Origin of the sequence: Pontibacter liquoris (assembly GCF_022758235.1) — a bacterium.
GTDB lineage: Bacteria > Bacteroidota > Bacteroidia > Cytophagales > Hymenobacteraceae > Pontibacter > Pontibacter liquoris.
The window spans coordinates 1,784,147-1,802,639 of record NZ_JALEBG010000001.1 but is presented as its reverse complement, the minus strand read 5'-3'; the positions used below and the strand labels follow the sequence as shown (position 1 = coordinate 1,802,639).

The window sequence follows — 18,493 nt, the reverse complement described above, 5'->3', positions numbered from 1 at the left end:
GTAAAGCAGCGCTTCGTTAGGTGCTGCGCTTAACCCGGTACTACGTTGAACACGACCAGCACTTATTTCAGGCTTTCGCATAAAATTCAGGACGAGGCGTTTAACTTCCAGCAGGCACCCACCTGCAAGTTATACTTGTCGCTGAGCAGGAAATCCATCCGTTTTGCTGTAGTAGATACCGCCCGGAATAAATTTGTGCTGCTGGAAGATTACGAGCTCCTGAGTAACCTGGTGCCCATGCAGGTAGCTGAACAGCTGCGGCTTATTGCGGCCGAAAACCCCTTGATGCAAACCAAAAACTGGCAGGAACTACGCGTATCGGTCAGCAACCAGCACTTTACGCTGGTGCCCGAAACCCTCTACGACCCTGCCCACCAGGCCGATTACCTGCGCCTGCACAGTAACCTGAATTTGCAACAGGAAGTTGTTTGCACCTACCGGCACCCGGGGCTGGAAGCTATCAATATCTTTTCGGTGGATGCGGCAACGTACCAAGCCCTGCAGGATATCTTTCCGGAGCAGCCGGTGCATTTTGTGCACCAGACCAGTGTGCTGATCAGGAGTGTACTGCACTATGCCGAGCGCCCGGCGCAGCGCAGCATGTATGCGTTTGTGGAGCGGGATTTTGTAACGATCCTGATGGTTGGACCGGCCGGGCTGGAATTCTGCAATATCTTCCATTACCTAAGCCCGGAGGATTTTATTTACTACATCATTTTTGTGATGCAGGAGCAAAAGCTGAGCCCCGAGCAGGAAACGATCACCATCTGGGGCGATATTACGCACGACTCGGCACTGTTTCACATTCTCAAAAAATACATCCAGCACATTAAATTAGGCAAAAAGCCCGCCGACGTAGAGTATAGCTACAAATTCCACGATCTGTTTGAACACCGCTACTTCGAGCTTTACAGCCTGAACCTCTGCGACTAGTTTATTGCTAGCTGTTAATTGGTAGTAGCTGTGTGGTTAACTTGTTTAATGGCTAATATACTTTTAAGTATGATGCATGCCTTCCATCATACACGCACGTATAAGCGGCAAACAAGAATGTAAGAACAATCCCGTACATAATAACAATTTAACAATCGAGCCATTTAACAATTAAACTATGAAAAGTATCGCCCTGTTTCCTGGTTCTTTCGATCCGTTTACAAACGGCCACTACGACATTGCTATGCGGGGAGCAAAACTTTTCGACGAGGTGATCATTGCCATTGGCAATAACAGCAGCAAACAGCGCTACATACCCGTAGCCAGGATGCTGGAGGTGATTGAACGTATCTTTAAAGATCAGTCTAACATCAAAGTGCAGACTTTTAAAGGCTTAACCGCTGAGTTTGCCCGCGAGGCGGGCGCCAGGTTTCTGCTGCGCGGCCTGCGCAACACCACCGATTTTGAATATGAAAATACAATTGCCCAGGCCAACCGGCACGTAAACCACGACCTGGAAACAGTGTTCCTGATCACCTCTCCCCCGCTTGCCGCCATCAGTTCGTCCATTATCCGCGAAATTCATAAATACGGCGGCAACGTGGATGATTTTATACCTTTCCGGTTTTCAGAGATTGCAGATAGTGCGACACAATAAAAGCGATAGAAGTATAAGCCTTAGGTAGCACCTTGGTAGCTTCTTCAGGCGTCATCCAGCGTACTTCTTCGATAAATTCCTCGGCCTGGGGCTTCATCAGGCTATCGTCGGTGCAGGCCATCACATACCAGCTGGTCTTCTTTAATATTTTTTTGCCCTTGTAGGCATACGAATGCCAGGTTTTAGGCAACTTCCCTACTACTTCTACCTGTATGTTGCACTCCTCCTCTACTTCGCGCAACGCGCCCGCCTGCACAGCTTCCTTGCGGTTTAGCTTGCCCTTGGGCAAGTCCCATACACCCAGGCGGTAGATCATCAGGATCTTTCCATCTTTAAGCACCAGTCCGCCTGCCGCTTTCACGATCTTGAACTGGTCTTTGAGGTGGGCGATGAGTTTCTTCTTTTTATCGGTCACCAGCGTCAGCGAGCGCAGTTTTTTAAGCTTTTTCACCTCCATCAGCCGGACCAGCCTATCAACGAGCAGCGGATCAGCTTCTTTTATCAGCACATCCCCTATTAGCGTTTTGGATGTAAAATGGTCCGATGCTTTCAGGATCAGGTCGTATTCGTGCTTATATACCTTTTCCGTGGCTCTTTTCAGGATCAGGGGAATGTCGTTTATAAAAACGTTCATAGTATTCGGTGCTTCAGTTGGTAGCCAAATTAATGCAAATCAATAAATAAAACGGCGCAATGAAAACTTGGTGGCTGAAAAAGGACGAATATTTATGTAATTTCGGCCATGGACTCAACCAACACAGCACATCAGGTCGCCTCGTTCCTGCTGGAAACGGAGGCAGTAAAATTACGCCCGGCACAGCCCTTTAAATGGAGCAGTGGCTGGAATTCACCGATCTACTGTGACAACCGCGTCACGCTTTCATTCCCCTACATACGTAGCTACATCAAACAGGAGTTGGCTGAATTGATAAAACTGCATTTCCCGTCGGCCGAAGCCATTGCCGGCGTAGCCACGGCCGGTATTGCCCAGGGCGCTCTGGTAGCCGATCTGCTCGAGATGCCCTTCCTGTACGTACGCCCCGAGCCCAAGAAGCACGGCATGGGCAACCAGATAGAAGGCAAGCTGCTGGCAGGCCAGAAAGTGGTGCTGGTAGAAGATCTGATCTCTACAGGCGGAAGCTCGCTGAAAGCCGCCGAAGCCGTAAAGGCAGCTGGTGCCGAAGTGGTCGGAATGGCTGCGATCTTTACCTATGGATTTGCCCTGGCCGAAGAAAATTTCAGAAAAGCCGGTATTGCGCTGCACTGCCTGAGCGATTACAATGCGCTGACCGAAGCGGCCTTAGCCAACGGTTACATCCCGGAGTCGGCTATGGAAACGCTGGCGCAGTGGCGGCAATCCCCGGAAACCTGGGGAGTTTAGCAGGAGGTTATTTCTTAAGTATAAGTTTACAGTTCCGGTTCCAACTGCCCCTGGCCCCTCTTTGTTTAAGGAGGGGAGTTTGTTGTTGCTGCTTGGTGAAGTATAAGCGATGTATGTTCTGAGCAGTTGCAAAAAGCGTCACACACGCTCTGCTGTCATCTCGGCGCAAGGAGAGATCTGTTTAAAACACTTCATGTGTCTGTAGCAGATTTCTCACGTTGTTCGAAATGACAGTTTGCTTATGGTTTTTGCTGGGGAGAATACAACAACAGAAGTATACCTAAGCTGAAGTAAAAGCAGCTTTGGATAAAGAAACCATCCCCCTACCCTCTTCAAAGGGGGACTTTGGGCTGATGTAGGAGCAGCAGAACACCTGCTTAGCGAAACCTTCATCTCCCTTCCACCAAGATCCTTTCAGGATGACAAAATGAAGGAAGCAAAGAGAGGAGATTCATACTTATACTCTGCTTACATAGCAGATGCCATCGCGCGGACAGGTCGCGACCTGTCCCTACTGGAGTACCCATAAGCAAAAGCAGTCGCTATCGAATAGATCCCAGTCCTTGGGTTGAGCGCCTTGGTGTGTTGCGGTGCCCGAAGGGCAGCCCGCAGCGAAGCGAGGAGCAGCTTCACGCCACAGCGCGATGCCCAAGGACGAGCCCCCGCGGGCTTGGAGCGCTCCAAAGTATGAGATGAAACAAGGTAAGTATAAAACTGAGCATTAAACTTAAGCTAGTGAGTATAGCCAGAAGTATAAAGCGGAAGAGAATGCTGCTACCAAGTATAGCCAAAGTTTAAACTGAGCATCAAACTAAAGCTGCATAGTATAGCCGGAATATCTTACTCAAGATCAAACTGTAACAACTAAATACCGCTAGATAATTTAAGCTGAAAAATAGCTAGGGGATGACAGAGAATAAAGTATAAAAAACTTCTAAACTAAAAAGTAAGCTTACCCTTTAACTCGGAAGGAAAACCTCCCTTCACCATCACCAGTAAATCCAAGTATAAAACCGATCAAATGAAAATAGGCCTTCTCTCCGATACCCACTCCTACGTAGACGATCAGATCCTACGGCTCCTGGCCGACCGCGACGAGATCTGGCATGCTGGCGATTTCGGAAGTATGGACGTAGCAGAGCAGTTAAAGCAAGTAGCCCCTTTGCGCGGTGTGTATGGCAACATCGACGGCAAGGACATCCGGCAGGTGTACCCGAAAGTGCTGCGGTTTGAAGCCAATGACCTTGATGTACTGATGACGCATATTGGCGGGTACCCGGGCAAGTATCACCCCGATGTACGCGAGATGATCCAGGCGAATCCGCCGCAATTATATATCACCGGACACTCGCATATACTCAAGATCATGCCCGATAAAAAGCTGCCTGGCCTGCTACACATAAACCCCGGTGCGTCCGGCAAACATGGCTTTCACAAGATCCGGACCATGGTGCGGTTCTCGATCGAAAGCGGGCAGGTGCGCGACCTGCAGGTAATAGAGCTGGGCAAACGGGCATAAAAAAAGTGTGCCTGCCGTGGCAAACACACCCTGAAGTCTTATCTGGTAAGCCGCCGCCGTGTGCTGAAACAACAGCGGCAGGCAGATGGGCTTACATACCCGAATAAGGATTACTCAGCAGAAGCTTCTTCTTTTTGCTCGGCCGGAGCTTCAGTAGCTGCTACTTTGTTTTTTGGAGCTTCACCGAACTGAGCTCTTAACTCGTCCATGTCCACATTCTTGATAACTGGTGTTAACAACAACTGCTTAATTCTAGCTACTCTGTTGTTTGCTCTTGCCTTATTCTTACGGTCTTTTCTTTTAAGTCTAGTAACTCCCATCGTTGCAAAGATTAAATTTGAAGGGCAAAAGTAAGTTATTATTTTTACAAAGTAAAGTATTTCTAAAAGCAAATTCATGACTCAACTAACTGATCTCCGTTCCGACACCGTTACAAAACCGTCGCAGGCCATGCTGCAGGCCATGGTAGCCGCGCCTGTAGGGGACGATGTATATGGGGAAGACCCAACCATAAATGCCCTGGAAGTGAAGGCAGCCGCGATGTTTGGCCTCGAGGCCGGCCTCTTCTGCCCTTCCGGCACCATGACCAACCAGATCGCCATTAAAGCCCATACAGCCCCGCTAACCGAGGTGATATGCGACGTTACCTCCCATATTTACCAGTACGAAGGCGGCGGCATTGCTTTTAACTCGCTGGCTTCGGTGGCGCTGGTGCACGGCGAGCGTGGCAAAATGACGCCTGAGCAGGTAGAAGCGCATATTCGCCCGCTGGACAACATCCATTTCCCTGAAACGAAATTGGTTTCGCTGGAGAACACCTGCAACAAAGGTGGCGGCGCCTTTTATACTTTGGATGAGATCGGTGCCATTTCGGAAGTATGCAAGCGCCACGAACTGGCCCTGCACCTGGATGGCGCCCGCGTATTCAACGCGCTGGTGGCCTCCGGCGACGAGGCACAGGACTACGGCAAGTACTTCGACAGCATCTCGGTGTGTTTATCCAAAGGATTGGGTGCGCCGGTAGGTTCAGTGCTGCTGGGCAGCAAGGAGTTCATCAAAAAGAGCCGCCGGATCCGCAAGGTTTTGGGTGGGGGCATGCGCCAGGCCGGTATACTTGCCGCTGCTGGCCTGTACGCCCTCGACCACAACATTGCGCGCCTGCAGGAAGACCACCGCAAAGCCAAGGCGCTGGAAGCCGTGCTGCTGCAGGCCAACTATGTGGCGCAGGTGCTACCCGTAGAAACCAATATCGTTATCTTCAAGCTAAACGACAAGTATACGGACGCTGCCTTTATCAAAGCACTGGCTGCCCAAAACATACTTGCCGCCAGCTTCGGCCCGCAAATGGTACGCTTTGTAACCCACCTGGACGTAACCGACGAAATGCAGGAACACCTGCTCCAGGTTCTCAACGCCCTGAACGAGGCGCAGGTGCCGGCGTAAGTTCCTGTTGCTTTTTAACTTGCATACTAAAGCGTAAACTGCTGCTTATACCGAATCCGTACAGGCAGCAGTTTCCTGCTTTATTACAGAGCGCTTTTACAAACCCCGTAACTATGAATTATTTTCCTGATTATCCTTCATCTGACGTAATGGCCGTCCTGGCCAAAGATCCTGTTATAGCGGGAATTATTGCCGGCGGCCGTCCACTCAAATCATCCCGGTCGGAGGATCTATACTTTAAACTGCTGGGTTCTATTGTGTCGCAGCAACTGAGCACGAAGGCAGCGGCTACCATTTTCAAAAGGTTCACAGCGCTGTTTCCAGACAACTACCCGCACCCGCATTTGGTGCAGCAAACCCCGGATGAGATATTGCGCAGCGCCGGACTGTCGGGGCAGAAAATTGGCTACGTGCGCAATGTGGCCGCTTTTGCCGCAGCCGGCAACCTGGAGCACGCCACCATCGATGCCCTGGAAGACGAAGCCCTCATTAACCACCTGACACAGATAAAAGGCGTGGGCCGCTGGACGGTAGAAATGCTGCTGATGTTTGCCCTTGAACGGCCTGATGTTTTTCCGGTAGATGACCTGGGCATTCAGAATGCGATGAAAAAGCACTATGACCTTGAAGAAACCGGCAAAGCCCTGCGCCAGAAGATGCAGCAACTGGCCGAGAATTGGCGTCCGTACCGCACCATCGCCAGCAAATACCTCTGGCAGTCGCTGGACAACATGCCAAAGTAGGGATTTCTTTCTATATTGAGGATGAAGTGTACGGCTGGTAAGCGGATGTTTATGCTAGTCAGGTGGTTACCTGCCATAAAAATGAGGAATGTAGAACAGTTAAATAGCGGTGATAAGAGCAAAGTAAAGCTCGAAATAAAACAAGTTGTAGTAAGCTATATAGCTATCGGAATCATTTTGGCAATAGTGGCCGCAGCCTTCACCATCTTCATACAAAAGAATGACACTCTGCCTATAGAAAAAGGTGCAGCAATAACTCTTTTGCTCTTATTTGTAGTATCTGTTTATGCAGCATTTTTATACCTTGCTGTTAGGGACTATCTGAAGGACTTAAAAAGTGATACAAAAAAAATACACTCAGGACAAATAACCGATAAACATACAAATACTAACTGGGGGTGGCATGGTAATCCAGCCGCTGACTCTAACTCACAACCCAAACTTGTCGAATACTTTTTAATTATAGACAGTCAAAGGATACATGTAGAAGAAGAAGAGTATAACAAATTTGAAATTGGGGATAGAGTAAGCCTTCACTTTACATCCCAGAGTAGTATGGTTTTAGGAGTAACAAAAGAAATACGTGCAGGTAACAAAGCACAGGCTTAAGCTTGGCTGACGCCTTTAAAGTAGCTGTATTACTGCAAAGTTTAATATCTAAGTGTAACCATACTTAATGCCTATACCTTAATTCTAAAATTCTAGTATCAAGTCAAACTTGCGCAACTTTTCCCTAGCTTAAAACTCAAAGAACCCTACTATGAAATTTGATATGCAACCGCTATTAGAGAATGACCAGGTAATACTACTTCCCTTACAGGAAAGTGATTTTGAAGAACTGTACGCGGTGGCAGCAAACCCGAAGATCTGGGAGCAGCATCCAAACAAAGATCGTTGGAAGAAAGATGTTTTTCAAACCTTTTTCGACGGCGCCATGCAGAGCAAAGGGGCTTATAAAGTTATTGAGAAGGCCACTGGTAAAGTTGCGGGGAGTACCCGCATGTATGATTACAATGCCCAGGACAATAGTATACTGATCGGGTATACTTTTTATGGTACCGAGTATTGGGGCAAAGGCGTCAACCATGCTGTTAAAGTACTGCTGTTGGATTACCTTTTCCAGTTCGTTTCCCAGGTGAGCTTTCATATCGGAGCAACCAACGTGCGCTCTCAAATAGCTATCGGACGGTTAGGTGCCCGGAAAGTTGGCGAACAGGAAGTGGCTTATTTTGGCGAATCCCCGAAGTTAAATTATATCTACCAGATTGAAAAAGCGGAATGGCTTGCAAACTAATCAGCCACTGGCCATACTTTAAAACGCCCAACTGCCGAATAATAACGCGGCTTGACATAAAGCTTCACCGCTTTGTTTTGGGTGAACTTCAGTACATTGGTAAACTGATACAAAGCCGCTTGCTGATGGGCAAAACATTTACCTGTGCTTCTTCATACCTATGGTGACCTGGTCCAAAATCAAGTATGCGATTACGGTAGTTGTCATCATCATCCTGGGCCTTTGCTCCAGAAAGTTCTCTGATCAGTTACCATTTTTTGTGGCAGACAATAGTGGTGACATGCTCTGGGCTGCCATGGTATACTTTGGTTTCCGCTGCATATTTACAACCAAAAGTTTGCCCTGGGCTTTTGGCGCTAGTTTGCTCTTCAGTTACGTGATAGAATTTAGTCAGCTTTACCAGGTTGATTGGATCAATGAAATTAGACATACTACCCTGGGTGCACTGGTTTTGGGAAAAGGTTTCTTATGGGTCGATCTGCTTCGCTACTTGCTCGGCATAACGATAGCTTATCTTGCTGATCTGTTTTTGTGGAAGAACAGGGAAACTACAATACTATAAAACCCTTAACGCCTGGCATTATGGGGTAGCTTATTCCCTAAAAGGTTTCAACCCTGCATAGCTACATTAAAGGTTAAGTGCCCAGGCTGTTAACAGAATCAAAAGCTTAGACTGATAATAAAACGGCTTCCCTGTTTTGTCTTCATTAGATAAAAATAGAACCCCATTGCCTCACTAAGTATACAACTGTAGCTCATGCACAAAACTGCGATTCAAACAAGTATAGAGAACTACATTAACGCTTACAACAGCTTTGATGTGGCAGGCATGATGGCGCTGCTGCACCCGGAAATTGCATTTGAGAACATCTCGAACGGAGAAGTAACGCTAAGTATAAAAGGCATAGCCAACTTTAAACAGCAGGCCGAAGAAGCCACGCGGTATTTTACCACACGCGAGCAAAAGATCACGCAGCTAACGATAAAAGATGACAGTGCCGAAGCATTGATCGCTTATACTGCTATACTTGCCCACGATCTGCCAAACGGAATTAAAGCAGGCGATAAACTGGAGCTGGAAGGAAGGTCTGTTTTTACGTTCAGAGATGGGAAGATAATCCGGCTGCAGGATTATAGCTAGGCTTGCTTACCTGCAACACAGCACTTAGTCAAAGGGCTTGCAGATAAGTAAGGGAGAAAACAGGTACAGCCTGAGGATAATTATCAGAAATTAAGAGGCACTTGCAACGCTTTCACTTCTAAACTACTCTCCTATACAGAATCTTAAAAGAGCGCGCATGAACATAAGATTTAATGCAGTCTTAGCTATTTTGTTAGTTCAGTTTTTATTCACCTCCTGCGATAATGATACTGAAACGATGCCTGTACCAATTGAGGAAGTTGTCCCGCTACAAGTCGGAAACAAATGGGTGTACCAGGTAACGGCGTATGATACCAGCGGCAGTCCTTTGTCTACTAGCTCGTTTATAAGATCTGTTCTGAAAGATACCATTATACAGAAGAGTACGTGGTACATTCTGAATAACGGTAGCATTGTTCAGAACAGCGCGGAGGGTTATGTATATTACAACACAGCCGGTAAACAGCCCGTCCTGATTTACCAGGGCCCCGATTACGGTGGTATTGGCTACATGTATAAATATCCCCAATACGACCTGTGGGTACTTACCACAAGAACGAACAAGCTGAACACAGTAGCCACTGCTGCCGGAACGTTCGATAGTTACCTTTTCAAAATAGATAATCAGCGCACGTATCACACAAACATTTCGGTGTTTAGCATGAAACAGGATGATTATGTGGCACCAGGGATGGGACTCATCCGATCAGATACATACTATACTGATTCAGATAAAATAATGAAGAGGCAGGAATTGGTAAGTTATACGTTCCGGTAAAAAGCTATTGTTTGCTACAGCCTTCAGTAACAGATAGGCTTCCGCTTAAACAAAAGAAGCAGGACGAAGAGATTATTAAACTAGAAAGCAACTTATACTTACCGTACTTTCGCCCGCTTTACCAGGTAACTGTACAGCACCTTGTCGAATGGCTCGCTGATATCTACAGGCACAAAATCTATTTTATACTGGCCGCACTTTAGGGCCAGCTCACGCTTGTAGCTTTCTACGGCCGCTTTGTAGTGATCGCGTACCTGCGAGGGTTGCAGCTTTAGCTCCTGCCCTGTCTCCACATCCACAAACACGTACGGGCGCTCGGCAAAATCAAATTCCTCCTCTGTCCGGCGGTCCATCACATGAAAAATGAGCACCTCATGGTTCTGATGCCGGAGGTGTTGGAGGGCTGTAAATACGGCATCGCTGTCGTCGTAGCGGCTAAGCATGTCGCTGAAAATCACGACCAGCGAGCGCTTTGGAATTTGTTGGGCGATTAGGTGTACCACATCAGCCACGTTGGTGCCTTGGGCGGTGGGCTTCTGGTCCAGTTGCTTTTGCAGCAAGAGCAACAAGGTATGCAAATGCGAGGCTGTGGAGCGAACGGGCGTCTGCAACTCTACTTTATCCGAGAACGTGACCAGCCCAACTGCATCGCGTTGCTTGCGCAGCAGAGTTGCCAGTGCGGCAGCACACAAAGCACTGAAGGTAATTTTGCCGTTCGTTTCGGTGGGATAATACATCGAGGGCGACACATCGAGCAGCAGGTGGCAACGCAGGTTGGTCTCTTCCTCGAAGCGCTTCACAAAAAGCTTGTCGGTGCGGGCGTATACTTTCCAATCGATATGGCGGGTGCTCTCTCCACTGTTGTACAGGCGGTGTTCCGAAAACTCCACCGAAAAACCATGGTAGGGTGATTGGTGAAGCCCGGTGATAAAGCCTTCTACGAGCTGCCGCGCCAGAAACTCCATGTTCCCGAATTTCTGTATGTCGGCAAGTGTCAGCGGCGTTTTCATGGCAGGAAGTTCGTTTGGCAGGTACTGCTACTCTGAAACGGCTGCAGGCGTGTCTTGTTGCTCCGGGGTGGCATTATCCACCAGGGTTATACTTACTGATCCATACCCTGCGCGGATAATGTCGAGCTCTTTGGCTGCTGCCTTCGACAGGTCGATGATGTTGTGGCGATTGCGCGCCATGCGGTCGTTAATGGTTACCACCACGGTTTTGCCATTGGCCAGGTTGGTTACCAGCACCTTTGTGTTATAAGGAAGCGAGGCATGCGCGGCTGTTAATTTTGTTTTGTCGTAGCGGGCGCCGCTAGCTGTGCGCTGGCCATGCATGCGGTCGGCATAATAGGAGGCTTTGCCTTTGGCCGTGTAATTTGTAGTGGTGTTACCCGACAAGAACGAGAGAACGAGTACTAGTAAAAGTGAACATAAATTCATGATTTACTATTTTGGTCCGTTGCAAATATATCGGAAAATATTTACTTAAATTTTAAATTCAAAAATTTTTATATATCATAGGTATATGTTACTTTTAGGTTCACAAAGTTGAATTTAACGTCTAATAACGGTGGAAGAGAACAACGAAAAAGCAGAAATTTATTCCCAAAGGGTAAGAGCCGGGAAGAGAACGTATTTCTTTGATGTGAAGTCAACTCGTTCTAACGACTTCTATGTGACCATTACGGAGAGCAAGCGCAAGTTCAACGACGAGACGTTCTCATATGAGAAGCACAAGATCTTTCTTTACAAAGAAGATTTTGCCAAGTTTATGGATGCGTTGCAGGGAACCATCGACCACGTTAAATCCGAGCTTTTGACAGAAGAAGCCTTGGCTGCACTGGAAGCCCCGATAGCTGAAGCAGAAGTGGAAGTAGAAGTAGAAGCCACCGCCGAAACAGAAGCCTCCTTTGATGAAGAACTGAAGTGGGAGTAACCTTCTCCCCTCCTTTATACTTATAAAACAGCGCCTGCAGCATTAACTGCAGGCGCTGTTTGTTTTTACAATCGTATTAGGTAAAGCTGCCACGTAGTAGTGTCTTCTGAAAAAGTGGTTAAGTCCTGCTATTACCATAGATCAGGTATAGCTTTGTAGTTACCTATCATCTTCCTACCCCCTTCAAAGGGGGACTTGGTTCAAGTTGCATTGTAAAATACAGCCGATTTCTTTCCTATTATTTTAGCTGAAGTATAAGCCTAAGCTATTGAATTGATCCCAGTCCTTGGGTTGAGCGCCTCGAGAGTTTCCGGTGACGAGCTTCAGTGAGGCAGCCCGAGGTACGAGGGCAGGAAACGAAAGCAGCGCGATGCCCGAGGACGAGCCCTCGCGGACTTAGAGCGCTCCAAAGTATAAAATGAAACAGGACAAGTATAAGACTGAGGAAGAAAGCCAGCTAGCAAGTATAGCCGAAATATCTTACCAGTAGAATGATAGCTACCAAGTATAGCTTAGTTGATAAAATAGCAACACCACTAAAAAGCAGACAGATTTCTCGCCTGGGCTCGAAATGACAGCTAGTGAACTCCAGAACTTCCCCCATCTTCAAAACAACACTTTCAAAACCAACTATAAACCTATCCACAAAAAACCGTATCTTTGCCCCCTGAAATTAATAAGAAGTATACATGGGATTAAGATGCGGCATCGTAGGACTGCCAAACGTAGGTAAGTCTACTTTATTTAACGCTATTTCTAACGCCAAGGCAGAGTCTGCCAACTACCCTTTCTGTACCATCGAGCCCAACGTGGGGGTAATTACCGTACCCGACGAGCGCCTGACGATACTAGAAGAACTGGTGCACCCGGAGCGTGTGCTGCCCACTGTGATCGAGTTCGTAGATATTGCCGGCCTGGTAAAAGGCGCCAGCAAAGGCGAGGGCCTGGGCAATAAGTTCCTGGCGAACATCCGCGAGGTGGATGCCATCATTCACGTGGTGCGCTGCTTTGAAGATGAGAACATTGTGCACGTAGATGGCAAAGTAAACCCCATTGCTGATAAAGAGATCATCGATACCGAGCTGCAGCTGAAAGACCTGGAGTCGATCGATAAGAAATTGCAGAAAGTGCTGCGCTCCGCAAAAGCCGGCGATGCAAAAGCAAAGAAAGAACAGGCGAGCCTGGAGAAGTATAAAGCGCACCTGGAAGCCGGTCTGAATGCCCGCAGCCTGGACGTGAACGAGGACGACCTGGAAGCAGTGGAAGACCTGAAATTGCTGACAGCCAAACCGGTGATTTACGCAGCTAACGTGGACGAAAACTCCATGATAGAAGGTAACCAGTTCTCCAAAACGCTGGCAGACCATGTAAAGAACGAAAATGCGCAGGTGGTGCTGATCTCGGCCTCGATCGAAGCACAGATCGCGGAGCTTACCGATCCGGAGGAAAAGGAGATGTTTTTGGCAGAATATGGCCTGAAAGAATCCGGACTGAATAAGCTGATCCGCGCCTCTTACGAGCTCCTCAACCTGATCACCTACTTTACCGCCGGCGTGAAAGAAGTACGCGCCTGGACGATTGAAAAAGGTTGGAAAGCGCCTGCCGCCGCCGGTGTGATCCACTCTGATTTCGAGAAAGGCTTTATCCGCGCCGAGGTAATTAAGCTGGAAGATTACCAGCAATATGGCACCGAAGCCAAGATAAAAGAAGCCGGTAAAATGGCCGTAGAAGGCAAAGACTACGTGGTAAAAGACGGCGACATCATGCACTTCCGTTTCAACGTGTAAGGCAGCGCCAGTTAAAGTATAAAACAGGAAAGGCAGGTACATATACCTGCCTTTCCTGTTTTATACGCTTCTCCGGATACCTTTACTGCACCCCCTGCACGTTCATCTGCAAAGTATAAATAGCTTCTGAAGCGGTGATGAACAGTGTTTTCCGATCTTGGCCGCCAAAGCAAAGGTTTGCTGTCCAGTTGGCTTGGATAGGAATATGCGTGAGCTGCGTGCCAGCCGGATCATACACGGTGATGCCGTTTCCGGCCAGGTAAATATTTCCCTGACTATCGATCGTCATGCCATCAGAGCCCTGCGCCACAAACAGCTGCCGCCCGGTTAATGTACCGTCTGCCGCAATCGTATACCTGTAGGTTTTATTGTCTCCGATATCAGCGATATACAGGTAACGACCGTCAGGCGTGCCTACCAGCCCGTTGGGCTTTACTAGGTCGGCGGCTGCCACCACGGGCTTACTCTGCGGGCTTGCCAGAAAGTACACCTTCTCTCCTTCTATTTCGGGAGCCTGCCGCTTCCAGTAGTCCCGCTGGTAATAGGGGTCGGTAAAATAAATGCCACCGCCGGGAGCTGCCCATACATCGTTGGGCCCGTTCAGGTGCTGGCCCAGGTAATCAGTTACCAGCACCGTAACCTTGCCTTCCGGCGAGATAGCCCACAGTTGATTCTGTTCATCAGCACAGGCTAGCAGGTTACCTTTGTTGTCGAAGTATAAGCCATTAGCCCGGCCTGCCTTGTCCAGGAAAACAGACAGTTTGCCATCAGTGCCATACTTCCAGATTTTATTGTTTGGCTGATCCGTGAAAAACACGTTGCCTTGTTTATCGGCAGTGGGGCCTTCGGTAAAGCCGAACTGCCGGGAAACTAGTTGCGGCGTTGCACCCGGTGCAATAAGTTGCCTGGCTGCCTGGCTGGCGTCATCTGTCTGCCCAATACTGCCCCGGCGGGTAGTTACTTCGGATATGGGTTGCGTGTTGCCGGTAGTTTTGCACGAAAAGGCGGCAATCCCCAAAAGACTTATTCCCAGCAGGATGCTATACTTGGCATTAAAGGCAAGCTGCATAAACGCATCATTAAAGTTAAAAATGAACCAGGTGCCCGGCGTATTCCTCCCAGGCAAGTATAATTATCGGCAGCAGGCCGATATAGAAGCGACGCGTTACTTGCGGTTAAAGAAAAGCTCCTGGTAGCCTACAAGCAAATCAGCACGCGTGCCGGGCGGACGATAGTAGATCAGAATATCGTAGTTGTTGTCCGTCTCGAAGTGGCTGCCTTCAAAGTAACTTTCGTCGGTTGCTACGGCATTGGCAGGTTTTAGCGTGTAGTAGTAGTTATAGTAGCCCTGCTTGAGCAACAACCGACCCGCATACACGCCACGAGCCGCATCATAGGTGAGCTTGGCATCGTTCTGCAGGCGCCAGTCAGTCAAGGCACCCAATACATACACCGGGCCCGGTACCGCTTCAGGAGCGTTCAGCTCAAAATCCACCCAGGTATAATCGCCATTCACTTCGCCATTGCCATACTGCTTGTTGCCAAAAATACGCTGGCCATTTATGTCCGGGTCCTGGCTATACACGGCATTCTGGCGGCTTTTGTCCGGCTCCAGGTTCACCTCTATCGGGTTTGCCTGCAGGTTGATGCCCTGCACCCCCACATCATTGAAGTTGAGGCTACGTGTATCAAAAACGCGGAACTCGCTCAGGCCTTTAAACTGATCTTTGGGGTCGAAGAACACGTACTCCAACCGGCGCTGATCGTCGCGCACGTAGGTTGGGCGATAGGATTTGGCATTATCCCAGCGGTAGTTCTGGCGCATCACAGCTTTTACATCCACAGTAGGGTTTACGATGGGGAAATCAGGATAAAAAACGTTGAACTCCACCGGCTGCCTTGTTTCCCGGCCACCCGGCCCTACGGGTGGGCCCAGTTTTGCTGCAACCACTACGCCGTTCTGGTATACCAGCAGGCGGCGCGTGAGCAGCAGGTTCCCGCCTTCTTCCGACACCACCAGCAGGTAATTGCCACTCAGTTTTACACGGGGCACCCGGAAGCGGTAATGCACGTAAGGGATGCGCGTGTTCACTGAGTTCTGCACATCAGTAATAAAGAACTCGTTAAATGTAGAAAGGTATTGCGTTTCGTTCAGGCCGGAAGGTGTCCAGTCGGCATTGCAGTGCACCAGTTTGGCGATAAGCCGCTGCGGGCCTGTGTTTAATCGGTCAAACTCAAGCAGAATCGGCTGCGATTGGTCTATCGCAATAACCGGCGGCTGCAGCACTTCCTGCGGCGTGCCGGAAGCGCGGTAAGCCTGCACCGATTTGATGTTATCGGCATAGATATAATCCTCGTACCGCAGTTCGTTCTGCACGCCTGCGGCACTGCTGCCCGACGATTGCCCCTGCTGCTCGACGGGGACGCAGGCTACTGCGCCAAAGGCCAGTGCCGCAGCGATCAGATAAGTATAGGTTGTTCTTTTCAACATTCGGGTAGGTTGTTTGCCAAACTTAAGCAGTGGCTTGAGAACGAAGATAGGAAAAAAGCAGGCATTTGCCACGCGCAGTTCGCGCATGAGACATGGAGCGCTCTTTAATGGCTATTATACCTCTTGATCATACTTGTAATCAAAAGAAACGCTGCTTTATACTTCGAGTTTTGTGGTGATGGCAATGCCACCTTCCAGCGTTTTCTGCACCGGGCATTTGGCGGAGATCACCTTGAGGCGCGCGCGCTGCTCGTCTGTCAGGTTGCCGTAAAGCTTTAATTTCTTGGTGACGTGGCTGAGGCGGGCATCTTTGTCGTCACTCTTTTCACAGTCATTGGGGTGTATGCGTTCGTGCCACAGCCTCACCTCGGCGCGCTCCAGGGGCCACCCTTTTCGCGTAGCATACATCTGCAGCGTAATGACCGTACAGGCACCCAGCGCACTCAGGATATAATCATAGGGATCCGGGCCTGACTTGGTACCTGTGGCCAACCCGGATTCGTCGATCACAGCTTTTTCGGTACCGGCTTTTACGTTGGCTACAAGCGGCGCTGTGCTGTCGGCACTTACCGTTACAAAGCCTTCTTTCTCTATAAAACGCATCATCTTTTTTGGTTTAAAACTCACGCTACACCTGGCCTTAGTATAAGCAAATCGGCGGCAAAAGGTTTCCGCCGGAGCCTACCACTGGTGCCGGTCTGCTTTTTCAGCTGATTAATAGGTTGCAGGCAAGGCTTCGTCTAAAACCTGGTATAAAGTGTAAAATTTGCTTCATTTTGCAGCCTCGTTCCAAACCATACCTAAAACCATGAAAAAAATGATTCCGCTGCTGCTGCTTGTTGGCAGCACGCATCTTTCCTATGCCGGCAGTTCTCCCGCGCCGGCAAATCCTCAGCAACTCATCGCCCAAAGTATAGCTGCCATGGGCGGGCAGCAAAAGCTGGCGCAGCTGCATACGCTGCGCCTCACAGGCATCGGCCATACGTATCTGTTAGAGCAATCGGAACGGCCGGAAGGCCCCTGGATTGTGAATTATACCCAGGTGCAGCAGCTACGGGATTACGAACACCAACGCCTGCGCACGCTCACGGAAAGCCGCAATACGCAGCAGCCTGAATGGGCGCCACAAACAACCGTATATGCCGCCGGCACCGTGGCCATACTTGCCCCAAACGGCCAGCTGTCGCCGGGCCGCAGCACGATGGCCGATGAGGCGGAAGAAACACTGCAACAGGCGCCCGAACAAGTGCTGCTGCTGGCCCTGAAAGCGTCTGATCTGCGGGCCCTGAAAGATACCGTGCTGCAGGGTGTGCTGCACCATGGCGTGGCCTACAGCCAGGGCAACACGCAAGTCCGCTTATACCTGAACACATACTCGCACCTGCCTACGCTGCTGCAAACCACGCGGGCGTATCCGCAGGATCTTTTCTGGGCGGTATGGGGTAACGTGCGCAGCGACCAGTTCTATTCCCTCTGGTCGCTCACGCCGGAAGGCATACAGTATCCGCTGCAGTATAACCTGTACCGTAACAACCAGCCATACAAGGAATTTACCATTCTGACCCTGGCGCTGAACCCTGCCCTTCCGGCTGACACGTTTGCCATACCGGAGCAGGTGCAGCAGCAGTTTGCCGCACAGCCTGTGCCAGATTACAACAAACTACCGCTGGGCCGCCCGGATAAACAGCCGCAGGAACTCGCACCGGGCGTACTGCAGATTCCCGGTTACTGGAATGTAGCGCTCATTAAACAGGAAGACGGGGTAATTCTGCTGGAAGCGCCTATCTCGGGTGGCTATACGGCCCAGGCGCTTGCGAAAGCCCGGGAGCTGTACCCGGATCTGAAGGTGAAAGCGGTCATCAGCACGTCGGATGCCTGGCCGCATGTAGCCGGCGTGCGCGAGGCTGTGGCGCAGAAACTGCCAGTCTATACGTTGAACCTGAACAAGCCTTTGCTGGAGCGACTTATAGCTGCCTCGTTCCCGTCTGCTGCTGCCCTGCCGTCATCACGCAAATATAAACCGAACTTCAAAACGGTGGCCGGTAAAACCGTGCTGGGCAAAGGCAGCAACCGCCTGGAGCTCTACCCAATACGGGGTGAAAGTGGCGAGCGCATGGTCATGGTATACTTCCCCGAACACCAGCTACTCTACGCCAGCGACCTGGCGCAGCAAAACCGCGACGGCAGCTTCTTTCAGCCCGCTTACATTGCCGAAGTCGTAGCGGCTATCCGGCGCGAAAACCTGCAGGTTAAAAATGTTTTTGCTATGCACACCGGCCTTTTGCCTTATGCCAAGCTACTGGAAGCAGCGGCTGTAGCCTCCGTGGAGTAGTAAAGAATTACAAGAATAAGAAAGGAGCCGGAGGATGATATATCGTTTCCTTCGGCTC

The 18,493-nt window shown here is 49.5% G+C and carries 21 protein-coding genes; 14 read left to right on the top strand and 7 right to left on the bottom strand.

The window, feature by feature from the left end:
• The first annotated feature begins 45 nt into the window (after positions 1 to 45).
• Entirely contained in the window at positions 46 to 933 is an 888-nt protein-coding gene (locus tag LWL52_RS07420) for a DUF3822 family protein (protein WP_242918424.1), read from the top strand.
• Between the two features lie 178 nt (positions 934 to 1,111).
• Positions 1,112 to 1,591: a pantetheine-phosphate adenylyltransferase gene (gene coaD / locus LWL52_RS07415; RefSeq protein ID WP_242918422.1), complete on the top strand. Its 480-nt coding sequence runs from the start codon at positions 1,112 to 1,114 to the stop codon at positions 1,589 to 1,591.
• Here the strand turns inward: coaD and LWL52_RS07410 are convergent.
• The gene (locus LWL52_RS07410) at positions 1,545 to 2,225 is read right to left on the bottom strand and encodes an NUDIX hydrolase (protein WP_242918420.1); all 681 of its coding nucleotides are present in this window, start codon (positions 2,223 to 2,225) and stop codon (positions 1,545 to 1,547) included. The two genes, coaD and LWL52_RS07410, sit on opposite strands and share 47 nt — an antisense overlap.
• A gap of 108 nt (positions 2,226 to 2,333) precedes the next feature.
• Here LWL52_RS07410 and pyrE point away from each other — a divergent pair, with 108 nt between their 5' ends.
• Together pyrE and LWL52_RS07400 are read left to right on the top strand one after the other, a co-directional pair.
• Complete coding sequence (gene pyrE / locus LWL52_RS07405) at positions 2,334 to 2,972, top strand: orotate phosphoribosyltransferase (RefSeq protein WP_242918418.1); 639 nt, start codon at positions 2,334 to 2,336, stop codon at positions 2,970 to 2,972.
• Between the two features lie 1,021 nt (positions 2,973 to 3,993).
• Positions 3,994 to 4,491 carry a metallophosphoesterase family protein gene (locus tag LWL52_RS07400; protein ID WP_242918416.1) on the top strand — a complete coding sequence of 166 codons (498 nt, stop codon included), beginning with the start codon at positions 3,994 to 3,996 and terminating at the stop codon, positions 4,489 to 4,491.
• Between the two features lie 110 nt (positions 4,492 to 4,601).
• Here the strand turns inward: LWL52_RS07400 and LWL52_RS07395 are convergent, their stop codons facing one another.
• A complete protein-coding gene (locus LWL52_RS07395) occupies positions 4,602 to 4,889 on the bottom strand; it encodes a hypothetical protein (RefSeq protein ID WP_242920706.1) in 288 nt (95 codons plus the stop codon).
• Between LWL52_RS07395 and ltaE the strand changes: the two genes are divergently transcribed.
• From ltaE to LWL52_RS07360, 7 genes are all read left to right on the top strand, one after another.
• Entirely contained in the window at positions 4,888 to 5,934 is a 1,047-nt protein-coding gene (gene ltaE, locus LWL52_RS07390) for a low-specificity L-threonine aldolase (RefSeq protein WP_242918413.1), read from the top strand. The genes LWL52_RS07395 and ltaE overlap by 2 nt on opposite strands.
• A 113-nt stretch (positions 5,935 to 6,047) precedes the next feature.
• Entirely contained in the window at positions 6,048 to 6,677 is a 630-nt protein-coding gene (locus LWL52_RS07385; RefSeq protein ID WP_242918411.1) for a DNA-3-methyladenine glycosylase family protein, read from the top strand.
• Positions 6,678 to 6,758: 81 nt separating this feature from the next.
• A complete protein-coding gene (locus LWL52_RS07380) occupies positions 6,759 to 7,286 on the top strand; it encodes a hypothetical protein (RefSeq protein ID WP_242918409.1) in 528 nt (175 codons plus the stop codon).
• A 151-nt stretch (positions 7,287 to 7,437) separates the two neighbouring features.
• Positions 7,438 to 7,971: a GNAT family N-acetyltransferase gene (locus tag LWL52_RS07375; protein ID WP_242918407.1), complete on the top strand. Its 534-nt coding sequence runs from the start codon at positions 7,438 to 7,440 to the stop codon at positions 7,969 to 7,971.
• 160 nt (positions 7,972 to 8,131) lie between these two features.
• A complete protein-coding gene (locus tag LWL52_RS07370) occupies positions 8,132 to 8,533 on the top strand; it encodes a ribosomal maturation YjgA family protein (RefSeq protein ID WP_242918405.1) in 402 nt (133 codons plus the stop codon).
• A gap of 195 nt (positions 8,534 to 8,728) precedes the next feature.
• Complete coding sequence (locus LWL52_RS07365; RefSeq protein WP_242918403.1) at positions 8,729 to 9,112, top strand: nuclear transport factor 2 family protein; 384 nt, start codon at positions 8,729 to 8,731, stop codon at positions 9,110 to 9,112.
• 238 nt (positions 9,113 to 9,350) lie between these two features.
• Positions 9,351 to 9,890 (top strand): TapB family protein, encoded by a 540-nt coding sequence (locus LWL52_RS07360; RefSeq protein WP_242918402.1) that lies wholly within the window; start codon positions 9,351 to 9,353, stop codon positions 9,888 to 9,890.
• 98 nt (positions 9,891 to 9,988) lie between these two features.
• Here the strand turns inward: LWL52_RS07360 and LWL52_RS07355 are convergent, their stop codons facing one another.
• Entirely contained in the window at positions 9,989 to 10,900 is a 912-nt protein-coding gene (locus tag LWL52_RS07355) for a DUF58 domain-containing protein (protein WP_242918401.1), read from the bottom strand.
• A 27-nt stretch (positions 10,901 to 10,927) separates the two neighbouring features.
• Positions 10,928 to 11,329 carry a septal ring lytic transglycosylase RlpA family protein gene (locus tag LWL52_RS07350; protein WP_242918400.1) on the bottom strand — a complete coding sequence of 134 codons (402 nt, stop codon included), beginning with the start codon at positions 11,327 to 11,329 and terminating at the stop codon, positions 10,928 to 10,930.
• A 130-nt stretch (positions 11,330 to 11,459) separates the two neighbouring features.
• Here LWL52_RS07350 and LWL52_RS07345 point away from each other — a divergent pair, with 130 nt between their 5' ends.
• Both LWL52_RS07345 and ychF read left to right on the top strand, forming a co-directional pair.
• Positions 11,460 to 11,825 carry a DUF3276 family protein gene (locus tag LWL52_RS07345; protein WP_242918399.1) on the top strand — a complete coding sequence of 122 codons (366 nt, stop codon included), beginning with the start codon at positions 11,460 to 11,462 and terminating at the stop codon, positions 11,823 to 11,825.
• 689 nt (positions 11,826 to 12,514) lie between these two features.
• Positions 12,515 to 13,612 (top strand): redox-regulated ATPase YchF, encoded by a 1,098-nt coding sequence (gene ychF, locus LWL52_RS07340; RefSeq protein ID WP_242918398.1) that lies wholly within the window; start codon positions 12,515 to 12,517, stop codon positions 13,610 to 13,612.
• An 82-nt stretch (positions 13,613 to 13,694) separates the two neighbouring features.
• On the opposite strand, the gene LWL52_RS07335 is transcribed toward ychF, so the two are convergent.
• The 3 genes from LWL52_RS07335 to LWL52_RS07325 form a co-directional block, all read right to left on the bottom strand.
• Positions 13,695 to 14,738: an SMP-30/gluconolactonase/LRE family protein gene (locus LWL52_RS07335; protein WP_255748693.1), complete on the bottom strand. Its 1,044-nt coding sequence runs from the start codon at positions 14,736 to 14,738 to the stop codon at positions 13,695 to 13,697.
• Between the two features lie 39 nt (positions 14,739 to 14,777).
• Positions 14,778 to 16,103, bottom strand: a complete 1,326-nt coding sequence (locus tag LWL52_RS07330; protein ID WP_242918397.1) for a type IX secretion system plug protein — start codon at positions 16,101 to 16,103, stop codon at positions 14,778 to 14,780.
• Positions 16,104 to 16,259: 156 nt separating this feature from the next.
• Positions 16,260 to 16,709: an OsmC family protein gene (locus LWL52_RS07325; protein ID WP_242918395.1), complete on the bottom strand. Its 450-nt coding sequence runs from the start codon at positions 16,707 to 16,709 to the stop codon at positions 16,260 to 16,262.
• A 202-nt stretch (positions 16,710 to 16,911) separates the two neighbouring features.
• Here LWL52_RS07325 and LWL52_RS07320 point away from each other — a divergent pair, with 202 nt between their 5' ends.
• Complete coding sequence (locus LWL52_RS07320; RefSeq protein ID WP_242918393.1) at positions 16,912 to 18,435, top strand: MBL fold metallo-hydrolase; 1,524 nt, start codon at positions 16,912 to 16,914, stop codon at positions 18,433 to 18,435.
• Positions 18,436 to 18,493: the final 58 nt, after the last annotated feature.

Excerpts from the sequence above, each read along its gene's own strand:
- coaD (WP_242918422.1), top strand. The coding sequence starts at position 1,112 with ATGAAAAGTATCGCCCTGTTTCCTGGTTCTTTCGATCCGTTTACAAAC.
- LWL52_RS07410 (WP_242918420.1), bottom strand. The coding sequence starts at position 2,225 with ATGAACGTTTTTATAAACGACATTCCCCTGATCCTGAAAAGAGCCACG.
- pyrE (WP_242918418.1), top strand. The coding sequence starts at position 2,334 with ATGGACTCAACCAACACAGCACATCAGGTCGCCTCGTTCCTGCTGGAA.
- LWL52_RS07400 (WP_242918416.1), top strand. The coding sequence starts at position 3,994 with ATGAAAATAGGCCTTCTCTCCGATACCCACTCCTACGTAGACGATCAG.
- ltaE (WP_242918413.1), top strand. The coding sequence starts at position 4,888 with ATGACTCAACTAACTGATCTCCGTTCCGACACCGTTACAAAACCGTCG.
- LWL52_RS07395 (WP_242920706.1), bottom strand. The coding sequence starts at position 4,889 with ATGAATTTGCTTTTAGAAATACTTTACTTTGTAAAAATAATAACTTAC.
- LWL52_RS07385 (WP_242918411.1), top strand. The coding sequence starts at position 6,048 with ATGAATTATTTTCCTGATTATCCTTCATCTGACGTAATGGCCGTCCTG.
- LWL52_RS07380 (WP_242918409.1), top strand. The coding sequence starts at position 6,759 with ATGAGGAATGTAGAACAGTTAAATAGCGGTGATAAGAGCAAAGTAAAG.
- LWL52_RS07375 (WP_242918407.1), top strand. The coding sequence starts at position 7,438 with ATGAAATTTGATATGCAACCGCTATTAGAGAATGACCAGGTAATACTA.
- LWL52_RS07370 (WP_242918405.1), top strand. The coding sequence starts at position 8,132 with ATGGTGACCTGGTCCAAAATCAAGTATGCGATTACGGTAGTTGTCATC.
- LWL52_RS07365 (WP_242918403.1), top strand. The coding sequence starts at position 8,729 with ATGCACAAAACTGCGATTCAAACAAGTATAGAGAACTACATTAACGCT.
- LWL52_RS07360 (WP_242918402.1), top strand. The coding sequence starts at position 9,351 with ATGCCTGTACCAATTGAGGAAGTTGTCCCGCTACAAGTCGGAAACAAA.
- LWL52_RS07355 (WP_242918401.1), bottom strand. The coding sequence starts at position 10,900 with ATGAAAACGCCGCTGACACTTGCCGACATACAGAAATTCGGGAACATG.
- LWL52_RS07350 (WP_242918400.1), bottom strand. The coding sequence starts at position 11,329 with ATGAATTTATGTTCACTTTTACTAGTACTCGTTCTCTCGTTCTTGTCG.
- ychF (WP_242918398.1), top strand. The coding sequence starts at position 12,515 with ATGGGATTAAGATGCGGCATCGTAGGACTGCCAAACGTAGGTAAGTCT.
- LWL52_RS07330 (WP_242918397.1), bottom strand. The coding sequence starts at position 16,103 with ATGTTGAAAAGAACAACCTATACTTATCTGATCGCTGCGGCACTGGCC.
- LWL52_RS07325 (WP_242918395.1), bottom strand. The coding sequence starts at position 16,709 with ATGATGCGTTTTATAGAGAAAGAAGGCTTTGTAACGGTAAGTGCCGAC.
- LWL52_RS07320 (WP_242918393.1), top strand. The coding sequence starts at position 16,912 with ATGAAAAAAATGATTCCGCTGCTGCTGCTTGTTGGCAGCACGCATCTT.